The organism is Saccharopolyspora oryzae (assembly GCF_027853915.1).
GTDB lineage: Bacteria > Actinomycetota > Actinomycetes > Mycobacteriales > Pseudonocardiaceae > Saccharopolyspora > Saccharopolyspora oryzae.
In genome coordinates this window covers 1-23227 of sequence record NZ_JAQGLA010000099.1, presented here as the reverse complement: position 1 = coordinate 23227, position 23227 = coordinate 1, and the positions used below count along the sequence as shown (strand labels likewise).

At 70.2% G+C, this 23227-nt stretch carries 20 protein-coding genes; 12 read left to right on the top strand and 8 right to left on the bottom strand.

The window, feature by feature from the left end; genetic code table 11:
* Positions 1-173, top strand: a 173-nt coding sequence (locus tag OU415_RS33650; RefSeq protein ID WP_270953602.1) for a cold-shock protein, incomplete at its 5' end; no start/stop codon positions are given.
* Between the two features lie 82 nt (positions 174-255).
* Here OU415_RS33650 and OU415_RS33645 read toward each other — a convergent pair.
* Positions 256-582 (bottom strand): chorismate mutase, encoded by a 327-nt coding sequence (locus OU415_RS33645; protein WP_270953600.1) that lies wholly within the window; start codon positions 580-582, stop codon positions 256-258.
* A gap of 86 nt (positions 583-668) precedes the next feature.
* Here OU415_RS33645 and OU415_RS38455 point away from each other — a divergent pair, with 86 nt between their 5' ends.
* Positions 669-920, top strand: a complete 252-nt coding sequence (locus OU415_RS38455) for a cold-shock protein (RefSeq protein ID WP_270953601.1) — start codon at positions 669-671, stop codon at positions 918-920.
* Here the strand turns inward: OU415_RS38455 and OU415_RS33635 are convergent.
* Both OU415_RS33635 and OU415_RS33630 read right to left on the bottom strand, forming a co-directional pair.
* The gene (locus OU415_RS33635; protein WP_270953598.1) at positions 839-2098 is read right to left on the bottom strand and encodes an MFS transporter; all 1260 of its coding nucleotides are present in this window, start codon (positions 2096-2098) and stop codon (positions 839-841) included. The genes OU415_RS38455 and OU415_RS33635 overlap by 82 nt on opposite strands.
* Before the next feature lie 136 nt (positions 2099-2234).
* Positions 2235-3461 carry an ROK family transcriptional regulator gene (locus tag OU415_RS33630; protein WP_270953597.1) on the bottom strand — a complete coding sequence of 409 codons (1227 nt, stop codon included), beginning with the start codon at positions 3459-3461 and terminating at the stop codon, positions 2235-2237.
* 213 nt (positions 3462-3674) lie between these two features.
* Between OU415_RS33630 and OU415_RS33625 the strand changes: the two genes are divergently transcribed.
* The 3 genes from OU415_RS33625 (at position 3675) to OU415_RS33615 (ending at position 7343) form a co-directional block, all read left to right on the top strand.
* Positions 3675-4778 (top strand): Gfo/Idh/MocA family protein, encoded by a 1104-nt coding sequence (locus OU415_RS33625; RefSeq protein ID WP_270953595.1) that lies wholly within the window; start codon positions 3675-3677, stop codon positions 4776-4778.
* 70 nt (positions 4779-4848) lie between these two features.
* Positions 4849-6375 carry a GMC oxidoreductase gene (locus tag OU415_RS33620; protein ID WP_270953594.1) on the top strand — a complete coding sequence of 509 codons (1527 nt, stop codon included), beginning with the start codon at positions 4849-4851 and terminating at the stop codon, positions 6373-6375.
* 29 nt (positions 6376-6404) lie between these two features.
* Positions 6405-7343 carry a sugar phosphate isomerase/epimerase family protein gene (locus OU415_RS33615; RefSeq protein ID WP_270953593.1) on the top strand — a complete coding sequence of 313 codons (939 nt, stop codon included), beginning with the start codon at positions 6405-6407 and terminating at the stop codon, positions 7341-7343.
* Between the two features lie 16 nt (positions 7344-7359).
* Here the strand turns inward: OU415_RS33615 and catC are convergent, their stop codons facing one another.
* Genes catC through OU415_RS33595 form a run of 4 tightly spaced genes read right to left on the bottom strand, consistent with a single transcriptional unit; the run spans position 7360 to position 10561 of the window.
* Complete coding sequence (catC, locus tag OU415_RS33610) at positions 7360-7635, bottom strand: muconolactone Delta-isomerase (protein ID WP_270953592.1); 276 nt, start codon at positions 7633-7635, stop codon at positions 7360-7362.
* Positions 7636-7644: 9 nt separating this feature from the next.
* Complete coding sequence (catA, locus tag OU415_RS33605) at positions 7645-8511, bottom strand: catechol 1,2-dioxygenase (protein WP_270953591.1); 867 nt, start codon at positions 8509-8511, stop codon at positions 7645-7647.
* 26 nt (positions 8512-8537) lie between these two features.
* Positions 8538-9641 carry a mandelate racemase/muconate lactonizing enzyme family protein gene (locus OU415_RS33600; RefSeq protein ID WP_270953590.1) on the bottom strand — a complete coding sequence of 368 codons (1104 nt, stop codon included), beginning with the start codon at positions 9639-9641 and terminating at the stop codon, positions 8538-8540.
* Between the two features lie 8 nt (positions 9642-9649).
* Complete coding sequence (locus OU415_RS33595) at positions 9650-10561, bottom strand: LysR substrate-binding domain-containing protein (RefSeq protein WP_270953589.1); 912 nt, start codon at positions 10559-10561, stop codon at positions 9650-9652.
* A 219-nt stretch (positions 10562-10780) separates the two neighbouring features.
* On the opposite strand from OU415_RS33595, the gene benA reads away from it, so the two are divergent.
* The 4 genes from benA to OU415_RS33575 all read left to right on the top strand — a co-directional run bounded on the left by benA (position 10781) and on the right by OU415_RS33575 (position 18416).
* On the top strand, positions 10781-12172 hold the full coding sequence (gene benA, locus OU415_RS33590) for a benzoate 1,2-dioxygenase large subunit (RefSeq protein WP_270953588.1): 1392 nt from the start codon (positions 10781-10783) through the stop codon (positions 12170-12172).
* Positions 12173-12399: 227 nt separating this feature from the next.
* Entirely contained in the window at positions 12400-12915 is a 516-nt protein-coding gene (benB, locus tag OU415_RS33585; RefSeq protein WP_270953587.1) for a benzoate 1,2-dioxygenase small subunit, read from the top strand.
* 18 nt (positions 12916-12933) lie between these two features.
* The gene (gene benC / locus OU415_RS33580; RefSeq protein ID WP_270953586.1) at positions 12934-15621 is read left to right on the top strand and encodes a benzoate 1,2-dioxygenase electron transfer component BenC; all 2688 of its coding nucleotides are present in this window, start codon (positions 12934-12936) and stop codon (positions 15619-15621) included.
* Between the two features lie 38 nt (positions 15622-15659).
* Positions 15660-18416: a LuxR family transcriptional regulator gene (locus tag OU415_RS33575; protein ID WP_270953585.1), complete on the top strand. Its 2757-nt coding sequence runs from the start codon at positions 15660-15662 to the stop codon at positions 18414-18416.
* Positions 18417-18560: 144 nt separating this feature from the next.
* On the opposite strand, the gene OU415_RS33570 is transcribed toward OU415_RS33575, so the two are convergent.
* Positions 18561-19010: a hypothetical protein gene (locus OU415_RS33570; protein WP_270953584.1), complete on the bottom strand. Its 450-nt coding sequence runs from the start codon at positions 19008-19010 to the stop codon at positions 18561-18563.
* A gap of 673 nt (positions 19011-19683) precedes the next feature.
* Here OU415_RS33570 and OU415_RS33565 point away from each other — a divergent pair.
* From OU415_RS33565 to OU415_RS33555, 3 genes are all read left to right on the top strand, one after another.
* Positions 19684-20904: a M20 metallopeptidase family protein gene (locus OU415_RS33565; RefSeq protein ID WP_270953583.1), complete on the top strand. Its 1221-nt coding sequence runs from the start codon at positions 19684-19686 to the stop codon at positions 20902-20904.
* On the top strand, positions 20901-22286 hold the full coding sequence (locus tag OU415_RS33560; protein ID WP_270953582.1) for an MFS transporter: 1386 nt from the start codon (positions 20901-20903) through the stop codon (positions 22284-22286). Before OU415_RS33565 ends, OU415_RS33560 begins: the two co-directional genes overlap by 4 nt.
* 75 nt (positions 22287-22361) lie before the next feature.
* A partial coding sequence (locus OU415_RS33555) for a DNA glycosylase AlkZ-like family protein (protein WP_270953581.1) occupies positions 22362-23227 on the top strand: 866 nt, incomplete at its 3' end.

Here is a 23227-nt window from a genome sequence, read left to right as displayed (position 1 = left end):
ACTCGGAAAAGGGCTTCGGCTTCATCGCTCCTGACGACGGCGGCCCGGACGTGTTCGTGCACTACTCGGCCATCGACTCGTCGGGCTTCCGCGAGCTGTCCGAGGACCAGAAGGTGACCTACGAGGTCACCCAGGGCCCGAAGGGCCCGCAGGCCGCCAGCGTGCGCGTCTGACACCTCGTCGTCCAGTGGCTCCCCGTCCTGCCCGGACGGGGAGCCACCGGTGTTTGTGCCGCCGCCAGGAGCACGTTCTCGCTCAGTCGTTCGGGGCCGGGGGAGTGGACGGCGGGGCACTGCTTACGTTGCGCCGTTCATAGGCGATGAAGGAATCGACCATCGCCCGGTAGATGTCGCCGATCAACTCCCCGGATCCGCCCGCTTCCTCGGCACGCGCAGCGGCTGTGGCGACGACGGCTGCAGCCCGGTCCGGTGCCTGCACTTCCAGGTCGGTGCGTTTGAACGTGCCGGCCGCGCGCACCAGGCGTTGTCGGCGCACCAGCAGTTCGACGAGGTCGGCATCCAAGTCGTCGATCGCTGCGCGGACTTCGGCCAGGTCGGCGTAGGAGTCTCCGGAGTCAGCCATGCCGATGATCGTGGCACACGAGGCAGGTCGTCCTCCCGGAGCCGACAACAGATGGTGTCGCCGGTTCACCTCCAGCTTCCAAGGACATCGTCACGGCACAGGGAACCATGAAGTGGTTCGTGCACTACTCGGCCATCGACTCGTCGGGCTTCCGCGAGCTGTCCGAGGACCAGAAGGTGACCTACGAGGTTCCCCATTGCGGCTGCGAAAGCGAGCAGCCGCAACGGGGAACCAATGTTTCGGAGGATGGAAGTCCTCACCTGGTGAAGCGGATCCGCCGGGTCACCGGGATCGCCAACAGGCATGCGACGACGCCGGAGGCGAACAGCAGTGGGTAGTTGGTGCTGGTGCTCGACGCGAAGGAGAGCAGTGCGGGAGCGTAGACCGGGACGAGCGAGCTGGGCAGGGTGAGCGCGATGTTCACGATCCCCATCTCCCGCGCGGCTTCCCCGTCTCCGGACAGCACCGCGGCGGGGACGGCGAAGTGGCCGCAGAAGTACCCGCCGAGACCGACGCCCGCGATCGCGGCGCTGACGTAGAGGGCCGGGACGGTCTTGAAGACCGTCATGACGACCAGCGCCAGCGCGATCATGATCGCCGATCCGATCATCATCAGCCCGCGGCGCCCCAACCGGTCGGTCATCCACCCACCGACCATGCTCGCGGGCAGGGCGATGCCGAAGGCGATCAGGTTCACCACGAACGCGGTGTGCGCGACGTCGCCGCTCGCGACGCCCAGCACGTCGGAGAGGTAGTAGACCAGGTAGGTCGTGAAGGTCGAGACCCCGATGGACAGCAGGAAGACCATCAGGCAGGACCAGGCGAAAGCCGGGTTGTGGCGCGGCCGGAACGAGAACATCCGGACGATGTCGCTCGCGGTGAACGGGGTGCGGTCCTCCCGGGCGAGGCGTCGGTCGTGCAGCACCGTGCACAGCACGACGACGGTGATCGGCGCAGCGATCGCGGGGAGCAGGAACATCCAGAACGCCGGGAGCCCGGCGACGGCCTGGGCGACGTAGCTCCCGCCGATCATCGAGATCGGGTAGCAGACTCCCATCAGCGCGCTGACGAACCCGCGCCGTTCCGGCGGGATCTGGTCGGGGAGCAGCGCCACCATCGCGGCGAGCGCGGCGTTGAACAGGACCTGGGTGAGGCACCAGCCGAGCACGACCATCGTCGTGGTGGTGGCGAAGGCGACCACGAGCAGTCCGGCGGTGCCGCCGAAGACGCCGATGATCAGCCAGGGGCGCCGCATCCCGAACCGGGAGGTGGTCCGGTCGCTGAGGTAGCCGAACAGCGGGTTGGAGATGACGGCGAGCAGGGCGCCGATGCCGAGCGCGAGCGCCAGGGCGCCGACCTTGTGCTCGGGGTCGATCTGCTGGATCCGGAGGGCGACCGTGACCGACGCCGGGGTGATGAGGGCGAAGTAGGAGCCCAGCAGCGCCGCGATGTAGGCGGCGACGAACTTCGGGCCTGCGGTTCGAACGGACCGGTCTGCGCTGACCGTTTGCGTCATGGCATTCTCCGAGAAGGGGTCGGTCATGCGTGTCGCCGTCAGGAGGATCCGGCCACGCAGACGCCACCAGTGGTGGCGATTCCGACGTTTCTCGGGCGTGAGACAACGAGGATGTTCGGGCGCGCGGCCCCCGCTGTCAAGCCCTGCTCTGCTTCAACGCCCGGATTCCGGCTGGCGACAGGGTGTGCTCCACGGCGGTGACGATCCCGCCGGTCACGCCCGCGTACCGGCCGAGCTTGCTGTGCGTCAGCGCGAGGTTCCGGGTGGCCAGGGGAAGTGCGCGCCGGTAGACGACGCTGCGGATCCCCGCCAGCACGTCGTCGCCGGCAGCGGTGATGAGGCCGCCCAGCGCGATGGTCTGCGGGTTGTAGAAGTGCACCAGCATCGCGACCACTTCACCGATGGTCTCCGCCGCGGCGCGGACGTGGCGCACCACGGTCGGTTCTCCGTCGTTCAACGCTCGGGCGAGGTCCTCAATGGACTTCAGATCCGGCAGTTCGGTCCGGACCGCGCGCAGCACGGCGCTGGCGGACGCGACGGCTTCGACGCAGCCGACGTTGCCGCACTGGCAGGTGGTCTGCTCACCGCCCGGGATGCGGACGTGCCCGATGTCCCCGGCCGCGCCGTCGGAACCGCGGTGGATGCGCCCGTCGGCCAGGACGAGGCCACCCCCTATTCCGGTGCCGATCTTGAGGAACAGCAGCGGGCCGGCGTCGGCCGGGCGGGCCCGTGCTTCGCCGAGTGCCATGAGGTTCACGTCGTTGTCCACGAGCACGGCGCACGACAGGCGCTCCTCCATCACCTGCCCGACCGGGAACCGGTCCCAGCCGGGCATGATCGGCGGCCGCACCGGCGAACCGGTCCGGGCGTCGACGGGTCCGGGCAGCCCCATCGCGAGGGCCGTCACCTCCCCGGGCTCGACGTCGGCTTCGCGGAGCAGGCCGCGCAGCTGGTCGGTCAGCGCGTCCAAAGTGGCCTCCGGGCCCTGCTCCAGCGCGAGGGGGATCTGCTGCTCGGCGAGGATCGTCTGCGCTGTGTCGGCGACGGCCAGCCGGGTGCTGTGCGCGCCGAGGTCGGCTGCGAGCACAACGCCCGCGCGAGCGGCGAGGCGGAGCCGTTGGGCCGGGCGGCCGCGTCCGGTGTGCTCGGCCGTGCCCGATTCGACGAGGAGCCCGGAGCGCAGCAGCGAGTCGAGGTGCCCGTTCAAGGTGGACCGGGAGATGCCGGTGGAGCGGACGAGCGCTGCGCGGGTGTCCGCTGAACCGGACGCGACGAGCCGGAGGAGCTGGCTGTGCATCCGGTCGTCGGCGTCGTCTTCATGGGCCGGCGGGCAGGAGAGCCGGACGGGGGTCCAGTCGGTCATGACCGCCGACCCTAGACCATTAATGGCTGTTTTTCTGACTGAAAGCGTCAATATTGTTGCCTTGTTTCGTCATAAAGCAGCGTTTTAGCGTGTGCCTACGACGGAACTGGGCGTGAGACCCCTGGAGACGTCTTCGCAGGTGAGAGGACAGTGATGGCGGAGCAGAACCTTCGGAAGAACGGATCTCGGGGTGCGCCTCGACGGGGTGTTGCCGTGCTCGGCGCGGGAATGGTCGCCACCCTGCACCGGCGGGCCGCGCTGCTGGCGGGCGCGGAGGTGACGGGGGTGCTGGCTTCGACGCCGCAGCGTTCCCGCGAGGTCGCGGACCAGTGGCAGGTGCCCACCGGGTACCGGGATCTCGACGAGGTCCTCGGCGACGACCGGGTCGACGTCGTGCACGTCTGCACGCCGAACGCCACGCACGCCGAGTACGCCGAAGCGGCGCTCCGCGCCGGCAAGCACGTGATCTGCGAGAAGCCGCTGGGCGTCTCGGTCGAGCAAGCGGAGCGGATGGCCGACCTCGCTGCCCGCAGCGACCTGGTGGCGACGGTGCCGTTCGTCTACCGCTACCACCCGATCGTCCGAGAACTGCGGGCCCGGTTGCGAGCGGGGGAGTTCGGCGACCGGTTGCTGCTGGTGCACGGGAGCTACCTTCAGGACTGGATGCTCTCGCCGGACGTGTCGGGCTGGCGGGTCTTCCCGGACTCCGGTGGTCCCTCCCGGGCCTTCGCCGACATCGGCTCGCACTGGTGCGACCTCGTCGAGTGGGTCACCGGCGATCCGTTCGTCGAGCTGACCGCTGCCACTTCGATCGCCGTTCGCGACCGGCCGGACGTCGGAGGGGCTAGTTTCACCGGTCCCGGTTCGGGCGCCCGGGTTCCCGTGCGGACCGAGGACTCCGCGGCGCTGCTGCTGCGCACGGAGTCGGGAGTGCTCGCCTCGACGACGATCTCCCAGGTTTCCGCCGGCCGCAAGAACCGGTTGTGGTTCGAGCTCGACGGTGCCCGGGGCAGTGCGGTCTTCGACCAGGAGGCCCCGGAGAGCATCTGGCTGGGCGGCGCGGACGAGTCCCGGATCGTGGTGCGGGACAACGGAACCGGCGCCTCGGAGCAGCGCCGGCTCTCGCAGCTGCCCGCCGGTCATGCGCAGGGGTACGCCCAGTGCTTCGAAGCGTTCGTCGCCGACACGTACGCGGCCATCGATGGTGCGGCGCCCGAAGGGCTGCCGAGCTTCGCCGACGGGCTGCGCTCGGCCCGGCTGGTCGACGCGCTGCTGCGCTCCGCTCGCGACGGATCATGGACGAAGGTGCAACGATGAAGCCCGGAATGCCGACCGCCTGCCTCCGGGAGCGGCGACCGCACGTGATCGAAACCCCAGAGGAGGAAGCGTGACCGGCGAGTTCGACGTGCTCATCGTCGGTGGCGGGCTGATGGGCGCCGCGGTCGCCCGCGATCTCCGCGACGCCGACCCGGACGTGCGCATCGTGATGGCCGACGGCGGTCCGGTGATCGGGCCGACCCCGGGCCAGCACCTGCACGACGTCGCCGACCCCGCGATCTGGGAGCGGTACAACCAGCGGGTCGCCTCCGGGATCCAGGGCTTCTACACCGGGGTCGCCCCGACCTCGGACGTCGGATCCACATTGGACGGTGTCGAGCCCGGCATGTACCACCTCACGTCGCTGGGGGAGGACGCCGCGGCGATGCCCGCCGCATCGGTCGCTTGGAACGCCGGCGGGATGGGCGTCCACTGGACGGCCGCCACCCCCACGCCGTGGGGCGCCGAAGTACCGTCCTTCTTGGACGACGACGAGTGGCTGCGCGACCTGGAGCGGGCCGGAGAACTGCTGCGGATCAACCGGAATCCCTACCCGCCGACCGAGGCCGGGCGCGTGGTGACCGCGTCGATCGAGAAGCTGTTCGCCGACGTCGACGCCCCCGGCCGCAACGTCCAGCCGATGCCGATGGCCGCCCGACGGGACGCTGCCGGCGTGCTCCGCCGGACCGGACCCAACGTGATCTTCCCGCCGATCGCCGACGCCACGAGCGATCCGCACTTCACGCTCCTGACCGGCACGCGCGTGACCCGCCTGATCCACGAAGGCGGCGAGGTGCGCGGAGCCAGGCTCGAGGACGTGCGATCCGGCGAGGCGCAGGTGGTCAGGGCGACCACGACTGTTGTCTGCGCGGACGCCATCCGCAGTCCGCAACTGCTGTTCGGCTCCGGGATCCGGCCGCCCGCGCTGGGCCGCTACCTCAACGAACACGCCTTCCTCACCGGGCGCGTGCTCGCCGACCCGCAACGGCTCGGGTTCGACCTGGCCGCCCTGCCGACCCAGGCCGACGGCGAGACCGTGGTCGAGCACTACTGGCAGCCGCACAGCGGTGCGGCGCAACCGTTCCAGGTCCAGATCGGCACCCAGACGTTCACCTCCGAGGACGGCACGCGGCTGGCCTACCAGGTCGGGACGAGCATGTACATCCCGACCGAGGTCCAGGCCGACAACCGGCTGGAGTTCTCCGACGAGGCCACCGACGTCACCGGGATGCCGCGCATCACCGTCCACTTCGCGTGGTCCGACCGCGACCGCGAACTGATCGAGCAGGCGCGGCACGTGCAGCAGGCGATCGGCGACGCGCTCGGTTCGTTCGACCCGGAGACCGAATCGGCGCTGCTGGACCCGGGATGCTCGCTGCACTTCACCGGAACAGTCCGCATGGGCCCCGCCGACGACGGGACCAACGTCTGCGACCCGCACGGCAAGGTGCGGGGCTTCGACAACCTCTTCGTGGCGGGAAACGGAGTGGTGCCCACCGCGCTGGTCTGCAACTCGACCCTGGCCGGCATGACCACCGCGGTGCGGGCGGCCCGGGCCGCCCTGACCGCGCTCGGCCGTCCCGCGAAGAACGTCTGAACCGCATCCGCGACGAGGGAGGAGCCCCCGTGACGCTCAACCGTTCCCAGTTCGCCATCAACACCCTGCAGTGGACGGACCTGGCCAGGGGATGGGAGTTCGACGACCCCGCATTCCTCGACAAGCAGCCCCGCGTGCTGCGCGAGGCCGCCGAAGCCGGGTTTCCCGCTGTGATGCTGGAAGTCCTCACGACCCAGACCATCAGGTCCTACCGCCGGCTGATCGACCAGGTCGGCGTGCAGGTCGCGCCGGGCTACGTCCAGATCCGGCTGCCGGAGGCGCACGGTATCGCGCTGACCCCGGGCTCGGCGGAGGAGTTCCACTGGTTCGACGGGGTGCGCCGCCGCGCCGACGAAACCCACGCCCTCGGCCTCGACACCGTGTTCCTGTCCGCCGAAATGGTCACCGGCGGCGGGATGTCCCGCTTCGACGAGGTGGCCGGCGTCGGCCACGACTTCGACCGGGCGAGGCTGGAGCGCTACACCGACCTCATCGGCCGCGCGGCGGAAATCCTCACCGCAGAAGGGATCCGGCCTGCCTTCCACAACCACGTCGGATCCTGGGTCGAGACCCAGCAGGAGGTCGAGCACGTCCTCGACGCGATTCCCGACTCCGTGCTCGGCGCGGGCTTCGACCTCGGTCACCTCTTCTGGGCGGGCGCCGATGTGACCGGGCTGCTGCGCCGGTACCGGGACCGCATCGCGGCCCTGCACGTCAAGGACCTGGACGTCGAGCGCGTCCGGCACCTGCAGGCCGATCCCGGGCCGTACACCTCCTCGACCGACGGCCTCTTCCTCGAACCCGGGCTGGGCGGCGTGCCGCTGCTCGACCACCTCGGCGAACTCCCGGAGACCTTCGACGGCTGGATCATCGTCGAGGTCGACCGCCCGTCGATGGCGCCGCTGGCCAGCGCGCGGGCCAGTTGGAAGTGGGTCGAGACCAACTTCCCGGCGGCAGCGACCGCCTGATCCCGCCCGGCGGTCCTCAGATGGCGGACGGATGCGTGGCCAGCGGGGTGACTTCCACCGCCATGTAGGGGAAGAGCGGCAGGTTCCACAGGATCTCGTGCAACCGCTCGTGGGACTCGACGTCGAAGATGCTGATGTTGGAGTACTGCCCGGCGATCCGCCAGATGTGGGCCCATTCGCCGCTGCGCTGCAACTGCTGGGAGTACGCCTTCTCCCGCGCGATCGTCTCGTCCCGCGCGGCCGGGTCGAGGTCGCGCGGGATGTCGACGTCCATTCGGACTGCGTAGAGCATCGTTCTCCCTCAGCTCCGGGCGGGGTCCAGCACGAAGCCGTAGTCGACGGTGACCGAGCCGTCGGGCTGGTCGACCGGCGCGAGCAGGAGCTCGGGCTTCACAGCGCTGGCGATGTCGTCGTCGTTGTGCTCGTCGCCGGGGAAGTAGAGCTGGGCGGTGAGCAGTTCGTGGCCCGGGGCCGAGACCTTCACGTGGAGGTGCGCGGGCCGCCAGGCGTGCCATCCGGCCGCCGCGATCAGCCGACCGCACGAGCCGTCGGTCGGGATCTGGTACGGCGCCGGGCGGATCGTCGTGATCTCGAAGCGCCCCTCGGCGTCGGTGGTGAAGGTGCCGCGCAGGTTCCACTCGGGGATGCCGGGGGCGAACTGGCTGTAGAAGCCCTCGTCGTCGGCGTGCCAGAGCTCGACCACGGCGCCGCCGAGCGGGTCGCCGCTGGTGGAGGTGACCTGGCCGCTCCACACCATCGGCGTTCCGCTTTCGCCGTCGCGCATCGGGATGGTGCCCTTCGCGCCGCGCTCGGGGGCGTTCGGCACGTAGTAGGGACCTTCGATGGTGCCCTTGCTGCCCTCGCGGTGGTCGGTCGCGACCTCCTCGACGACGTGCTCGACCCACACGTCGAGGAAGAGCGGCCACTCGCCGTCCTCGCCGACCTGGATCAGCCACGCCTTGAGCGCGTTGTACTCGTCGTAGCTGACCTTCTCCTCGCGGATGGTGTCGTGGACGGCCTGCAGCACGCGGCGGGCGAGCTTGTCCACCCGGGCGGGCGGGGTGTTCGCGACGGCTGCGAACGGCGACTTGTCGGAGTGGAAGCGCTCGGTGGCGCTGGCGCCCGAGGCTGCGGCGGTGGCGGTTCCGGACGTGGTGTCGGTGGACATCGTCGATCCTTCCTGTGGACGGTCGGTCAGGTGTCGGTGCGGTAGTGGCGGAGCTTGTCCTCGTCGATCTCGACGCCGAGACCCGGGCCGGGGCGGACGGCGAGCGCGCCGTCCTCGATCCGCAGCGGCTCGGTGAGCAGGTCGTCGGACATGTCGAGGAAGTTCGAGAGCTCACCGGCGTGCAGGCTGCTGCGCTGGTGGGCGGCGCCGAAGGCGACGGTGCAGATCGAGCCGAGCTGGCCGTCGATCTGGTTGCCCATCACCACTTCGAGCCCTAGCCCCTCGGCGAGGTGGAGCACGCGCTGCGACCCGGTGAAACCGGTCCGGGCGGTCTTGATGGACACCGCGGTGGCCGAGCCCCCGAGGACCTCGCGGGTCACCTCGGCCGGGGTGGTGGCCGATTCGTCGGCGATGAACGGCACGTCGAGCTGCTGCACGAGCCAGCGCCTGCCGAGCACGTCGTCGGCGGGGCAGAGCTCCTCCGCGAAGGCCAGGTCGAGGTCGGCCATCTGGCGCATCGACCGGGCCGACTCCGACGCGGTCCAACCGCGGTTGCCGTCGACGTAGAGCACGACGTCGGGGCCCAGGCCTTCCCGCAGCGCTCGGACCACGGCCACGTCGAGCGACGCCGGTCGGCGGCCGACCTTGACCTTGAAGGTGGTGATGCCGTGGACCTCGCGCATCCGCTGGGCTTCTTCGACCATCGCCTCCGGCCGGTCGAAGCCGAGCATGTGCGAGACCCGCATCCGGTCGGTGAAGCCGCCCAGCAGCACGGAGACCGGCAGTCCCAGCGTGCGCCCGAGCGCGTCCCAGACCGCCATGTCGATGGCGGCTTTCGCCGTCGGGTTCCCGACGGTGCGCCCCAGCAGCGCCGCGATCTGCTCCCGGTCGGTGAGCTCGAGACCGAGGACCTGCGGCGCGAAGATCGTCTCGATCACGGCGATGATGCCGCGCTGGGTCTCGCCGTAGGTGAACGGTCGCGGCGGCGCTTCGGCGACCCCGACGACGCCGTCGTCGGTGCGCACCCGGACCAGGACGTGGTCGGCGACGTGCACCTCGCCGCTGGCGAACTTCAACGGCTTCAGGTACGGGATCCGGAACGGGATCGCCTCGATGGCGGTGATCTTCATGTGCGTCCTCAGACGAGGTCGGGTGAGCTGCTTGCGGCGGTGAAGAAGCCGTGGTGGTCCAGCACGTCCAGCGCGCTCGACACGAGTGCCGAGGATTCGTCGGCGCGCCAGGCCAGCGAGAGGTCGATGCTGTTGGCGCCGGCGACGTCGCGGAAGACGACGCCGGTCAGGTGCATGCTGCGCACCGAATCCGGCACCAGAGCGACGCCGAGGCCCGCTGCGACGAGCGCGAGCAGGGCGGCGGTGCCCGGGGCGCGGTGGGTGATGTCGGGGGAGAACCCGGCGCGGCGGCAGCTCGACACGACCGCTTCGTTCACCGCGGAGCGCGCGTCGGCGTACGCCACGAACTCGTCGGCCGACACGTCGACGACTTCCAGCGCCGACTCCGGCACCAACCGGTGGTCGGCCGGGAGCGCGAGCACCAGCGACTCCTGGAGCAGCGTGCGCGTCTCGATGCCCGGCTCGGCCACCGGCCCGCGGAGCACGCCGAGGTCGAGCCGCCCGTCCAGCAGCCGGTCGACCTGCGCCGGGGTCAGCAGGTCGGCCTGCACCTCCAGCACGACACCGGGCAGCGACGAGCGGACCATCCGGGAGAGCCGCGCGAGCTGCGTGAACGCGCTGGTGGCGGTGAAGCCCACGCGCAGCAACCCGCGGCTGCCCTCGGCGATGCTCTTCGCCCCGAGCACCGAGGCGTCGAGCTCGCCGAGGATCCGGCGGATCTCCCGGTGGAAGAACTCGCCGGCCGCCGTGAGCTGCACCTGCCGCGTGGTCCGAGCCAGGAGGCGCACCCCCAGCTCCGCCTCCAGACGGCGAACCGCCTGGGAGAGGGCCGGCTGCGCGAGGTGCAGCCGCTCGGCGGCCCGGCCGAAGTGACAGGTCTCGGCCACGGCGTCGAAGTAGCGCAGTTGCTTGAGATCCACGGTCACCTCCTACCAGGTCGCCGGGCGTGCTCGGCATCACTTCAACCGACGCTAATCGGGGCGACTCAGAAACACAAAGATGAAAAATCCGCTGATTAATAACGAGTCCTTATGAATCGACGTCCAGTCCAGACCTGGGCAGAACCCCGGTGTGACGGGTGACACGGCGTGCTTGAGTTCCGGAAAAGCACGTCCGGGCAACTCGACGCGGAGGGACCCATGACCGAGGCGCTGGAACGCATCGGCAGCACGCTCGCGAACGCTGTCGTGGAGGACCAGGAGGCCGGTGTTTACCGGGCCAACCGGCGGATCTTCACCGATGCGGAGATCTTCGAGCTCGAGATGAAGCACATCTTCGAGGGCAACTGGGTCTACCTGGCCCACGACAGCCAGCTGCCGAACCCGGGCGACTACTTCACGACCTACATCGGGCGGCAGCCGGTCGTCATCACCCGCGACAAGGACGGCGAGCTGCACTGCCTGATCAACGCCTGCGCCCACCGCGGCGCGATGATCTGCCGGCGCCGGACCGACAACCGGATGACCCTCACCTGCCCGTTCCACGGCTGGACCTTCCGCAACGACGGCACCCTGCTCAAGGTCAAGGACCCGGACGGGGCCGGCTACCCGCCGTCGTTCAACACCAACGGCTCGCACAACCTGGTCAAGGTGGCGCGCTTCGAGAGCTACCGCGGCTTCCTCTTCGGCAGCCTCAACCCGGACGTCAGCACGCTCGAGGAGCACCTCGGCGACACCACCAAGGTCATCGACATGCTGGTCGACCAGTCGCCCGACGGGCTGGAGGTGCTGCGCGGCTCCTCGACCTACACCTACGACGGCAACTGGAAGGTCCAGGCCGAGAACGGCGCCGACGGCTACCACGTCACCGCGACCCACTGGAACTACGCCGCGACCACTTCCCGCCGCAACACCGGTGAGTCGGTCAACTCGACCAAGACCCTCGACGCGGGCAGCTGGGGCAAGTCCGGCGGCGGCTACTGGTCCTACCCCAACGGCCACCTCTGCTTGTGGACCTGGGCGGGCAATCCGCAGGACCGTCCTCTGTGGAACAAGATGGACGAGCTGAAGGAGCAGTTCGGCGAGGCCAAGGGCGAGTTCATGGTCAAGGGCTCGCGGAACCTGTGCCTGTACCCGAACGTCTACCTGATGGACCAGTTCTCCACGCAGATCCGGCACTTCCGGCCGATCGCGCCGGACAAGACCGAGGTCACCATCTACTGCATCGCGCCGAAGGGGGAGAGCCCCGAATCGCGCGCCTGGCGGATCCGGCAGTACGAGGACTTCTTCAACGCCTCCGGCATGGCGACTCCCGACGACCTGGAGGAGTTCCGCTCCTGCCAGCTCACCTTCCGCGCCACCGCCGCGCCGTGGAACGACATGTCCCGAGGCGCCGAGCACTGGCTCACCGGTCCCGACGAGGTCGCGGAGGCGCTCGGCATGCACGGCGTCATCTCCGCTGGTCTCAAGAACGAGGACGAGGGGCTCTACCCGGTCCAGCACGGCTACTGGCGCGACACCATGCGCGCTGCCGTCGCCAAGGAGGAAGCCGAAGCAGCCGCGCGCGCCCAGCAGAACCGGAAGGAGGCCTGAGTGCTTGTCTTTGAACTCGTTTTGCGTGGCGGTGCAGGTGGCGGAACCTCAGCGCCCGCCTGGACTGCGGGTGCCCGACTTTATGTATGCCAATACACGGCAGTCGGGCCGTCCTCGCCAGGCGAACGCTGAGAACCCGCGGCGGTGCCAGCGCCGAGAGTGGGCTATGCGCCTGGCGGCGCATCAAAACGAAAGATCAAAAACCAGGATCGAAGACAGGATCTGAGATGAGCACCTCGGCTGGCGAGACCAAGCTGATCACCCAGAACTCGATCGAGCAGTTCCTCTACCGCGAAGCCCGCTACCTCGACGACCGCGAGTTCGAGAAGTGGCTCGAGTGCTACGCCGACGACGTCGTGTACTGGATGCCGGCGTGGGGCGACGACGACCTGCTGGTGGAGAACCCGCAGACCGACATCTCGCTGATCTACTACCCGAACAAGGGCGGCCTGGAGGACCGGGTCTTCCGGATCCGCACCGAGCGGTCGTCGGCGACGTCCATCCCGGAGCCGCGCACCAGCCACAACATCAGCAACGTCGAGGTGATCGAGCGGCGCGGCGATGTGGTCGACGTGCGGTTCAACTGGCACACCATGTACTTCCGCTACAAGACCGTCGACCCCTACTACGGAACTTCCTTCTACACCATCGACTTCTCCGGCGAGCAGCCGTTGATCCGCCGGAAGACGGTGGTGCCGAAGAACGACTACATCCACCACGTGGTCGACATCTACCACTTCTGACGGGAGGTGAGCGGGCCCATGAGCGTCGACAGCGGAGTCACCACCGAGGTGGCCGCCCACCAGGTCGCGCTGTCCTTCGAGGACGGTGTCACCCGGTTCATCACCTGCCGTCCCGACCAGACGGTCGCGGACGCGTCGTACCGCCAGCGGATCAACATCCCGCTGGACTGCCGCGACGGGGCCTGCGGGACGTGCAAGGCGTTCTGCGAGTCGGGCGACTTCGACGGCGGCAGCTACCTCGACGACGCGCTCTCCGCCGACGAAGCGCAGCGCGGATTCGTGCTGCCCTGCAGCATGCGGCCGCGCTCCGACCTGGTGCTGCAGATCGCGAGCACCTCGGAGGTCGCCAAGACCCGCGCCGAGTCGTACGCGGGGACGGTCGCGGAGCTGCGGCGGCTCTCGGCGACGACCGTCGAACTGTCCGTGGAGATCCCGAACCGGGGTGATCTGGCGTTCCTGCCGGGGCAGTACGTCAACATCGCCGTGCCGGGGACCGGCGAGTCGCGCTCCTACTCCTTCAGCAACGCGCCGCACGAGGAGCGGCTGACCTTCCTCGTCAAGCTCAGCCCCGGCGGGGTGATGTCGGAATACCTGACCGAGCGCGCGGCGGTCGGCGACGAGCTGACCTTCACCGGGCCGAACGGTTCGTTCTTCCTGCGCGAGACCGATCGTCCCGTGCTGCTGCTGGCCGGTGGCACCGGCTTGGCCCCGGTCCTGTCCATGGTCCGCAAGCTGCGCGTCGAAGGAAGTCAGCGGCGGGCGCACCTGATCTACGGGGTCAGCACCGACGAGGACCTGGTCGCGCTCGACCAGATCGAGGACGTGGTGGCCGATCTCCCCGGCCTGACCTGGGACCACTGCGTCGCCGACCCGAACAGCTCGGCGACCAACAAGGGCTACGTGATGAGCCTGATCCGCCCCGAGCACCTCAACGGCGGAGATGTGGCCATCTACCTCTGCGGTCCTCCGCCGATGGTCGAAGCGGTCCGCAGCCACGTCGCCGACGCGGGTGTCGAACCGACCGGCTTCTACTACGAGAAGTTCGCCCTCGCCGCAGCCGGTGCCGAGCGCGCAGCCGGAGACAGGACCGGCGCGCCGGAGGTTGCCGCGCCGCTCCCGGTCGAGGAGCTGATCGCCGACCCCGAGGCCAGGAACATCGCGGGGCAGGTCATGTTCCCGGACGCCGAGATCGGGCCGTGGTCGGGCGCCGCGGACCACACCGACCCCGGAGACGTCGCGCGGCGGATCGCGGGCCAGCTCATGGGTGCGTCGGCCGCGGGGGACGGGCCGGTCACCGAGCTAGACCCGGACCGCGACCTGCTGGTCGCCGCCGAGGGGCGGAACATCGCCGGCCAGGAGATGTTCGCGGCGCCCGAACAGGTTCCGGCGCCGGAGCAGGTTCCGGTGGCCGCGCAGGCGACGACGGCACCGGACGGTTACCAGATCGGTGAGGAGCACCCGGACGTCCAGTCCTCCGACGCGCTCTTCGAGGCGCGGCAAGCACTCGAGCTGGGTGCGCTGGAACTGACCATCGGGCGGCTCGGCTCCCAGCAGCTCGCCGGCTACCGGCTGCTCGCCGAACTCACCTTGCCCTACGTCGAGGAAGACCGGTTCGTCGACGCCGCGGCGTACACCGAGACCAACGCGGCGTTCCACGACTACCTCTTCACGCTCACCGGGAACGAACACCTGCTGCACGCCTACCAGGCGCTGGGCGTGAAGGGCCGGATGGCCGAGGCCCTGCGCAACGCGACGTGGTGCCACCCGCGCTGCGCCACCGACCACGTCGAGATCGTCGAGGCGTTCGAGCGCGGCGACCGGGACGGCGCACGTGCCCTCATCGCCGCCCACGCCGAGCGCTCGAAGCAGACCATGCGCCGCGCCATGGCGGACACCGCCGCCGGTGCGCGCCCGCGGTTCGTCACCCCCGGGCGGTTCGCCGGCAAGGTCGTCGTCGTGACCGGCGCCGCGCAGGGGATCGGCGCGCAGGTCGCCCGCCGGATCGCCGCCGAGGGCGGGAACCTGGTGCTCGCCGACAGGTCCGAGCTGGTCGGCGAGGTGGCCGAGGAGCTGGTCCGGCACGGCGGCTCGGCGACGTCCGCCATCGCCGACCTCGAGTCGTGGGACGGCGCTGCGTCGCTGGTGGAGCGGGCGATCGCGCAGCACGGCCGGGTCGACGTGCTCGTCAACAACGTCGGGGGCGCGATCAACTTCAAGCCGTTCACCGAGTTCACCGACGCCGAGATCCGCGCCGAGCTCGACCGCTCCCTGCTCACCACCCTCTTCGCCTGCCGGGCGGCGTTGCCCGGCATGGTGGCGGCCGGATCGGGTGTGATCGTCAACGTCTCGTCGGCCGCCACCAGGGGCATCCACCGCATCCCCTACTCGGCGGCCAAGGGCGGCATCAACGCCATCACCGCCTCGCTAGCCCTCGAGTACGCCGACCACGGGATCCGCGTCGTCGCGACGGCGCCGGGCGGTACCGAGGCGCCTGCACGCAAGATCTCGCGCGGAACCCCGGAACCGCGCAACGACCAGGAGCGGGCGTGGTTCCAGGCGCACATCGACCAGACGATCGCCTCGTCGCCGATGCACCGCTACGGCACGCTCGACGAGCAGGCTGCGGCGATCGCGTTCCTCGCCTCCGACGAGGCTTCCTACATCACGGGCACCGTGCTGCCGGTGGCCGGTGGGGACCTCGGCTGACGTCGTGGGCGCAGGCCGAGCTGGCCTACGGTGGTCCGATGAGCCCTGGACCACGACTGGTGCCGTCCCGGCGGCGAGCGCTCGACGACCTCGTCGGCGCCGTCGCGAAACCGGGTGCGACATCGGAGCTGGTCGTGGTGACAGCGGCCGTCGGCGGTGGTCTGAGCACGTTCGTGCGCGCATTCGCCGACCAGTGCGGCACCGCCGTCGCCAGCGCCTCGACCCACCGCCTGCTCGGCCTTCCGTGGGAGGACGAGCCCGGCACCGTGCTGGAGCGGTTGATGGCCGGGCCTGCGGACTCGCCGCCGAGAGCGGCGAGGCGCTGGCTGGACTCGCTGGGCGATACGTCCGAGAGCACCGATGGCCAACCGGTGTGGGACGCCGTCGTCGTGCTCGAAGATGCCCAGCACGCGGACGCGTTCTCGGTCCAGGCGCTCGTCAGCGCAGCACAGCGCCCGGGCGTGCCTCGGGTGCTGATCGTGCTCGGTTGGCGCGAGCCTGTTCGGGAGGCCCTTCCGGGCGCGGCGGACGACCTGCTCCACGACGCGGTCCTCGCAGCCGCCCGGCGCGTGGTCCGGCTCGACGAGCTGACCGCGGACGACGTCGCCGCGCTCGCCGAGCAACACGGCGTCGTCTTGCCGGCGCACCAGGTGGAGCGGCTGGTCCGCCACGCGGGCGGCCGGGTCCGCGACGTCGTCGAGATCCTGGACGAGGTACCGGCCGCCGACTGGTCCGCCCCGCACTTCTCGCTCCCAGCGCCCGCGACGGCGGCCCGCGCGATCCGCGCCCGGCTCGAAACCCTGCCGGTGCAAGCACGCCAGGTCGTGGCGGCCGTCGCGGTCCTGGAGGCCGCTGATCGCCAGGCCAGGGCCGTCGAGGTCGTCGACGCAGGTCGCGTTGCCGGCGTGACGGCCGTGGCGGAGGCGGTCGACCTGGCCTCCCGGGCCGGGCTGCTGGCGCTGCTCGACGAGCACGGTGCGTGGGCGCGCCTGCCCGATCCGGTAGCGCGGCGCGCCGTGCTCGACGAACTCGGTCCGCTCCGCCGATCGGAGCTGCACTCGGTGGCGGCGGACGTCGTCGCCGATCCCGCGCTGGCGCTGCGGCACCGGTGGTTCGCCTCGCCCCGGCCGGACGCGGAGCTCGGCGATCGCCTCGAGGAGCTCGCTGCCGAGCGCGCCCACCAGGGTGCTTGGGCGACCGCAGCCGACCTGCTCATGCTCGCTTCGCAGGCCAGCGAGGAGCACGAGCTCCGCGGTGCCCGGCTGCTCCGGGCGGTCGATGCGCTCGTGGGAGCGGGCGAGGTGCCCCGCGCCTCCCGCTACCTCGCCCAGCTCGAGTCGCTGCGCGAAACCCCGCTGCGCAACGCGGTGCTCGGCTACCTCGCCGTGGTCCGCGGCCGGCCCGCCGAAGCGGAGAACCGCCTCGGCCGCGCTTGGGAACTGGTCAACGCCCACCGGGACCCGGGCACGGCTTCGCTCATCGCCCAGCGGTACGTGCTCCACCACCTGGCGCGCTGCCGTCCCCGGAGCCTCGTCGAGTGGGCGGACCGGGCCATCGAGCTGGTGGCGCCGGACGAGCCGTCGGCAGTCGAGGCCGCTGCGATCCGCGGGCTCGGCGTCGCACCGATCGACGGCACCGACGTCGCGCTCCGCGGCTACCCCGCGCTGATGGAGCGGGTTCCGGAGGGGCCGGTCGCGCAGCGGGTCACGATGTCCGCCGGGTGGTTGCACCTGGCCGCGGACGCTCCCGAACGCGCGCGGGAAGAGCTCGAGAGCGCGCTGCCGACCGACTTCCTCGGCGGCTCGCTGCGCATTTCCCTGTGGGCGCACGGATGGCTCGCCAGGGTCCAGTTCATGACGGGGGAGTGGGCCGACGCGCTGCGGACCGCGACCGCCGGTGTCGAGCTCGCCGAGCGCTCCGGGATGCACCTGCTCGTGCCGTTGCTGGCCTGGACCCGCACCCAGGTGCACGCCCTGCGGGGTGACTGGGACGAGGCCGAACGTTCCCTGCGCGCCGGAGACGCCGGTGCCCGGGATTACGAGATCATGCGCGTTCCGGCGGCCATGGCGCGGGCCGCGCTCAGCGAGGCGCGTGCGGACTACGCAGCTGTGGTGCGCGCCCTCGAGCCGCTTTCGCAACCCTGGGCCAGGGATTGGGTCAGCCAGCCCGGGTACTGGCCGTGGGCCGACGTGTACGCCAATGCCCTGGTCCTCATCGGACGGTCGGACGAGGCCGACGCGTTCCTGACCCACCACGAGGAGAACGCTGCGGCGCGGGGGCACGCATCGGCACGCGCCCGGCTCTCGTACGCCCGCGGGCGGTGGCACGGCATGCGGGGTGACCTGGACGCCGCGCGGGCGTCGTTCGAGCGCGCGATCACCCTGCTGGAGCCGCTGCCGTTCCGCTACGACCGGGCGCGGGTGCACTTCGCCTTCGGCCAGACCTTGCGCCGCGCCGGGCGACGAGCCGAGGCGGACGCGGTGATCACGACCGCACGCGACTGCTACCTCGCGCTCGGTGCGGACACCTACGTCGCGCGGTGCGACCGGGAACTCGCTGCGGGCGGGGTGAACGTGGTGCGCGGGCACCGGGATTTCGACGAGCTCACGCCCCAGGAAGAAGCCGTCGCCGGCCTGGTCGCGCAGGGCAAGAGCAACAAGGCGGTCGCGGCCGAGCTCTTCGTCTCGGTCAAGACCGTCCAGTACCACCTCACCCGCATCTACGCGAAACTCGGCATCCGCACCCGAACAGAACTCGCAGCCCGACGCGCCCACCAGGACACAACTTCGCCATGACGACGGTGCGGACGAGGTCTGGCTGATCAGGACGACAGCCTCGACCACTCCTCCAGGCAAACGCGGACACGTCCCTTGTGGACGTGATCGAAGTCCAAAGTGGATCAATGTCGAACCGGCGTTCCGCGGGGAACCGGCCTTGGTTCACGCCGTGCGGGTGATCAGGTCTTGCACGTGTGCCGCGAAGGTGTCCGGTTGGATGGCTTGTCCGAAGCGTTCGTTGCCGACCAGGTTCGAGGCTCCGGGGCACGACTGCTCCGCGGTCTGGTCGCCGCGGATGGAGAAGGAGGTGAGCGCATTGCCGGTGCGGGCGTCGTAGGCGGTGAAGTCGTAGTCCGCCGGGTAGACCTCGAAGGTCGAGGGAATGTCGATCTCGTACATCGTGCACGTGCCGATCGGCGTCGCCCCGGCCTGCCGCATCGCGGTCAGGCAGATCACCAACTGCGTCTCGCGCGGGTCGAAGCGCGGTTCGATCTCGCCGACTTTGACGTTGTCGTCGTTGTACGGCGGTCGCCACTCGGGCGGCAGGCTCGTGACGCCGCTGTCCTGCATGGTGAGGGCGCTGTTGTTGGCACCGGTCGCGTACTCCAGCACCGCGAGGTGCGGGCCGGGTCCTGCGTAGGCGGGCGCTTCGGGGTTGGGGAGCGGGACGCCGAATGGTGTGTACGCGCAAGGGGAATCCGTCGCAGCTGCGGTGCTGGGTGCGGGCGCCGAGGTAGGTGCGGGCTGCGCGTCCGTGCTCGGTTGTGCAGCACTGTCGGTATCGCTCGAGCAGCCCGTGAGAATGGTCGCGAAGAGTCCCGCGATTGCGCACATCCACGGACCGCGCCGCGTTGCAGTGCTCGTCATGCCGCCCCCCGAACTGGCCCCTATCGGACGATTCACCTTACACTGCGCTCCGCTGTGAACAAGGTGGTTGTGTCGCCGCGAAAGCAGGGTCGGAGCTGGGCGCGTGGAGGTGCCAGCTGATCCGTCCACAGTGGTCTTATGGTCGGCGACTGGCGCCGATTCGGATCGCGTTGCGCGAGTACCGGCCGCGCGTGCTTGTGGAACCGGCTGGTTCCGGTTCGGTGTTCTGCTGTTGCCATCTTGTTGCGGCGTCTGGACACCGGTCGTCCTATCTCTTACCGTCCGATCGGGCGATCGCGGCCTGGCGGAATTCGGACGGTCCGGCTCGGGCGGGCCGGAACGGCTTGCGCCGGAACCGGGTTCGTCGAACTCGGGCAAAACGGCGTTCCGAGGTTCGCGGGCAGGCAAGGAGCAGGGCATGACCTTTCTCGAAGATGCCACGGCGATGCAGGGCGATCTGGCCGAGCTGCGCAAGCGGCTGCACGGCCATCCGGAGATCGGGCTCGACCTCCCGCGGACCCAGGAGGCGGTGCTCTCCGCGCTTTCCGGGCTTCCGCTGGAGATCACGACGGGCACGAGGACGACGTCGGTGACCGCCGTGCTCCGCGGTGGGCAGCGGGAGGCGGCGGACCCGAAGACCGTGCTGATACGCGGGGACATGGACGCCTTGCCGGTCGACGAGGAGACCGGGCTCGACTTCGCCTCGACGAACGGCGCGATGCACGCGTGCGGGCACGACCTGCACACCACGTCGCTGGTCGGTGCCGCGAAGCTGCTGTGCCAGCACCGCGACGCGCTCAAGGGCGACGTGGTGCTGATGTTCCAGCCCGGTGAGGAGGGCTTCGACGGCGCCGGTGTCATGATCGACGAAGGAGTCCTCGACGCCGCGGGCAGGCGGGTCGACGCCGCGTTCGGCATGCACGTGTTCTCCAGCCAGCTGCCGTCCGGGGTGTTCACCAGCAGGGCCGGGACGGTCATGTCCGCCTCGCACGGGCTGTACGTCACCGTCCGCGGTGCCGGTGGCCACGGCTCGGCCCCGCACCGGGCGAAGGACCCGATCGCCGCAGCAGCGGCGATGATCACCGCGCTGCAGACGATGGTGACCCGGACCTTCGACATCTTCGACCCCGTCGTGGTCACCGTCGGCAAGTTCACCGGTGGCACGCGGCGCAACATCATCCCGGACACCGCGACGTTCGAAGCGACCGTCCGCTGCTACAGCGAGGCGAACTCGGAGCTGCTCGCCTCCTCGATCCGGCGGGCTGTGGAGGGTGTCGCGGCCTCGCACGGCGTCGACGTCGAGTACCGGTTCGACCGGGAGTACCCGACGACCGTCAACACGGCCGCCGAGGTCGACTTCAGCGCCGACGTGGTCCGCAACGTCCTCGGCGAGGAGCGCTACCAGGACATGCCCCACCCGATATCGGCGTCGGAGGACTTCTCCCGGGTCATCGCCGCCGTCCCCGGGGCGTTCCTCGGCATCGGCGCCACCCCGCCGGGGCTCGATCCGGATGCCGCCCCGATGAACCACTCGCCGCGCGCGGACTTCGACCCGGCGGTGCTGTCCGACGCGTCCGCCGTCTACGCCGGCCTCGCCGCCCGCAGGCTGGACGCCTTCGCCGAGGAGGTCGCATCGTGAGCGACACCGAATCCCGCAGCCACATCCGGACTTCCGCCGACCAGAGCAAGGCCCGCACGCTGTTCGGCATCGGCTCCGGCAATGCCATGGAGTGGTTCGACTGGGGTGTCTACACCACCTTCACCCCGTTCTTCGCCTCCCAGTTCTTCCACGGCGGCGACCCCGTCTCCGACGTGCTCAAGACGCTCATCGTGTTCGCGGCCGGGTTCTTCGCACGTCCCTTCGGCGGCGCGCTGTTCGGCTGGATCGCCGACAAGATGGGCCGCAAGCTCTCCATGGCGCTGTGCGTCGCGCTGGCCTCGGGCGGCAGCCTGCTGATCGGCATCGCGCCGAACTACGCCACCATCGGCATCGGCGCCTCGATCATCCTGGTCCTCGCCCGCCTCGCCCAAGGCCTCGCGCACGGCGGCGAACTGCCTTCCGCGCAGACCTACATCGCCGAGGCCGCCCCCAAGGACAAGCGCGGGCTGTGGTCCAGCCTCATCTACTTCTCCGGCACCGTCGGGCAGCTCAGCGGCACCCTGCTCGCCGCCGTGCTCTCCACGATGCTGAGCTCCGAGTCGATGAACGCCTACGGCTGGCGGCTTCCGTTCATCCTCGGTGGTGTGTTCGGCCTCTACGCGCTGTACATGCGCTTGCGCATGCACGAGACCGAGGCATTCGTGGAGGAAGCCGTCCACGACGACCCCACCACCAACGAGGACGAGCAGCACCTCCGCACCAAGAAGGGCGCCATCTGGCGGACCGTCCGGGAGCACCCCAAGCTGCTCTTCCAGGTCATCGGGATGACCGTGGGGATGACCGTCCTCTACTACCAGTGGGCGATCTCGGCCCCCGCGTACGCCATCAGCGTGATCAAGGTGCCAGCGGCTCAGGCGTTGTGGGCCGGCGTCGCGGCGCAGATAGTCTTCCTGATCGCCTGCCCGCTGTTCGGCGCGCTCTCGGACCGGATCGGCCGCAAGCCGATCCTGCTGGCCGCGCTCGTCGGTCTCTCGGTCCTGAGCTTCCCGCTGAACGCGATGCTCAACCAGTCGGCGTGGTCGTTGTTCTTCGCGATGTCGATCGCGTTGATCTTCCTGGCCATGTCGACGTCCATCGGGCCCGCCGTCTACGCGGAGATCTTCCCGACGAGGATCCGGGCGGTCGGGCTGGCCGTGCCCTACTCGATCGCCGTGGCGCTGTTCGGCGGCACCGCCCCGTACCTGCAGACGTTCTTCTCCAGCCACGGCATGGCCAGCGCGTTCATCTGGTACAGCCTCGCGCTCGGCCTGATCAGCGGTCTCGTCGTGCTGGGCCTGCCGGAGACGAAGGGCATCGACCTGAAGGACAAGTCGGTCGGGCAGCACGGACGCCGCAAGGCACTGCGCGAGCCGGCGGCCTGAACCGCCGCCACGACGGCCGCGGGTTTCGCGGCGGTGCGTCCGGCGGTTGTCGGGGTCGGCTGGTAGCCATGGGGCATGGGGTTCGACATCGAAGGGCGGCGGGCCCGCCTGGTCGCCCGGCACCACCTCGCCGGGACGGCGGGCGATCCGGTCCGGGCGGCGTCCGATGTGGTGGTGCTGCACGCGACCGATCCGGCGACGGTCTTCCTGTCGGTGCTGGCCCGCTGCGCCTCGGTGTCGATCGAGGACGTGGCCAGGGCGATGTACGACGACCGCGCGCTGGTCCGGATGCTGGCGATGCGCCGGACGCTGTTCGTGGTGCCCGCCGACCTGGTTCCGGTCGTGCACCGCGCCGCATCGCTGGACATCGCCGATCAGCAGCGCAAACGGCTCGTCCGGCAGCTCTCGGACATCCCCACCGAGCCGGAACTGCCCGCCGACGTCGACGGCTGGCTGCGGTCGCTGGAGTCGTCGGTCGAGGCAGCGCTGGCGGAACGCGGTTCGGCCACCGCGGCCCAGCTGTCGGCCGACGAGCCGCGGTTGCGGACCGCGCTGTTGCCGACCTCGGACAAGAAGTGGGACGTGAAGCGCAACATCACCACGTCCGTGCTGGTGTTGATGGGGGCCGAGGGGCGGATGGTCCGCAGCGAACCGCGCGGGTCGTGGACGTCCCGGGCGCACACCTGGGAACCGGCGTCGCGTTGGTGGCCGCAGGGCATCCCCGAGCTGCCGGATGCCAAGGCCCGCCTGGTCGAGCAGTACCTGAGGCGGTTCGGCCCGGCCACCGTCGCCGACGTCCGGTGGTGGACCGGTTGGACGCTCGGTGCTACCAGGAAGGCCCTCGCCGCCCTGGACACCGTCGACGTCGGCTGCGGGCTTGTCTTGGCCGACGACGCCGTGGCCGACGAGCCCGCCGCCCCGACCGCCGCGCTGCTGCCCGC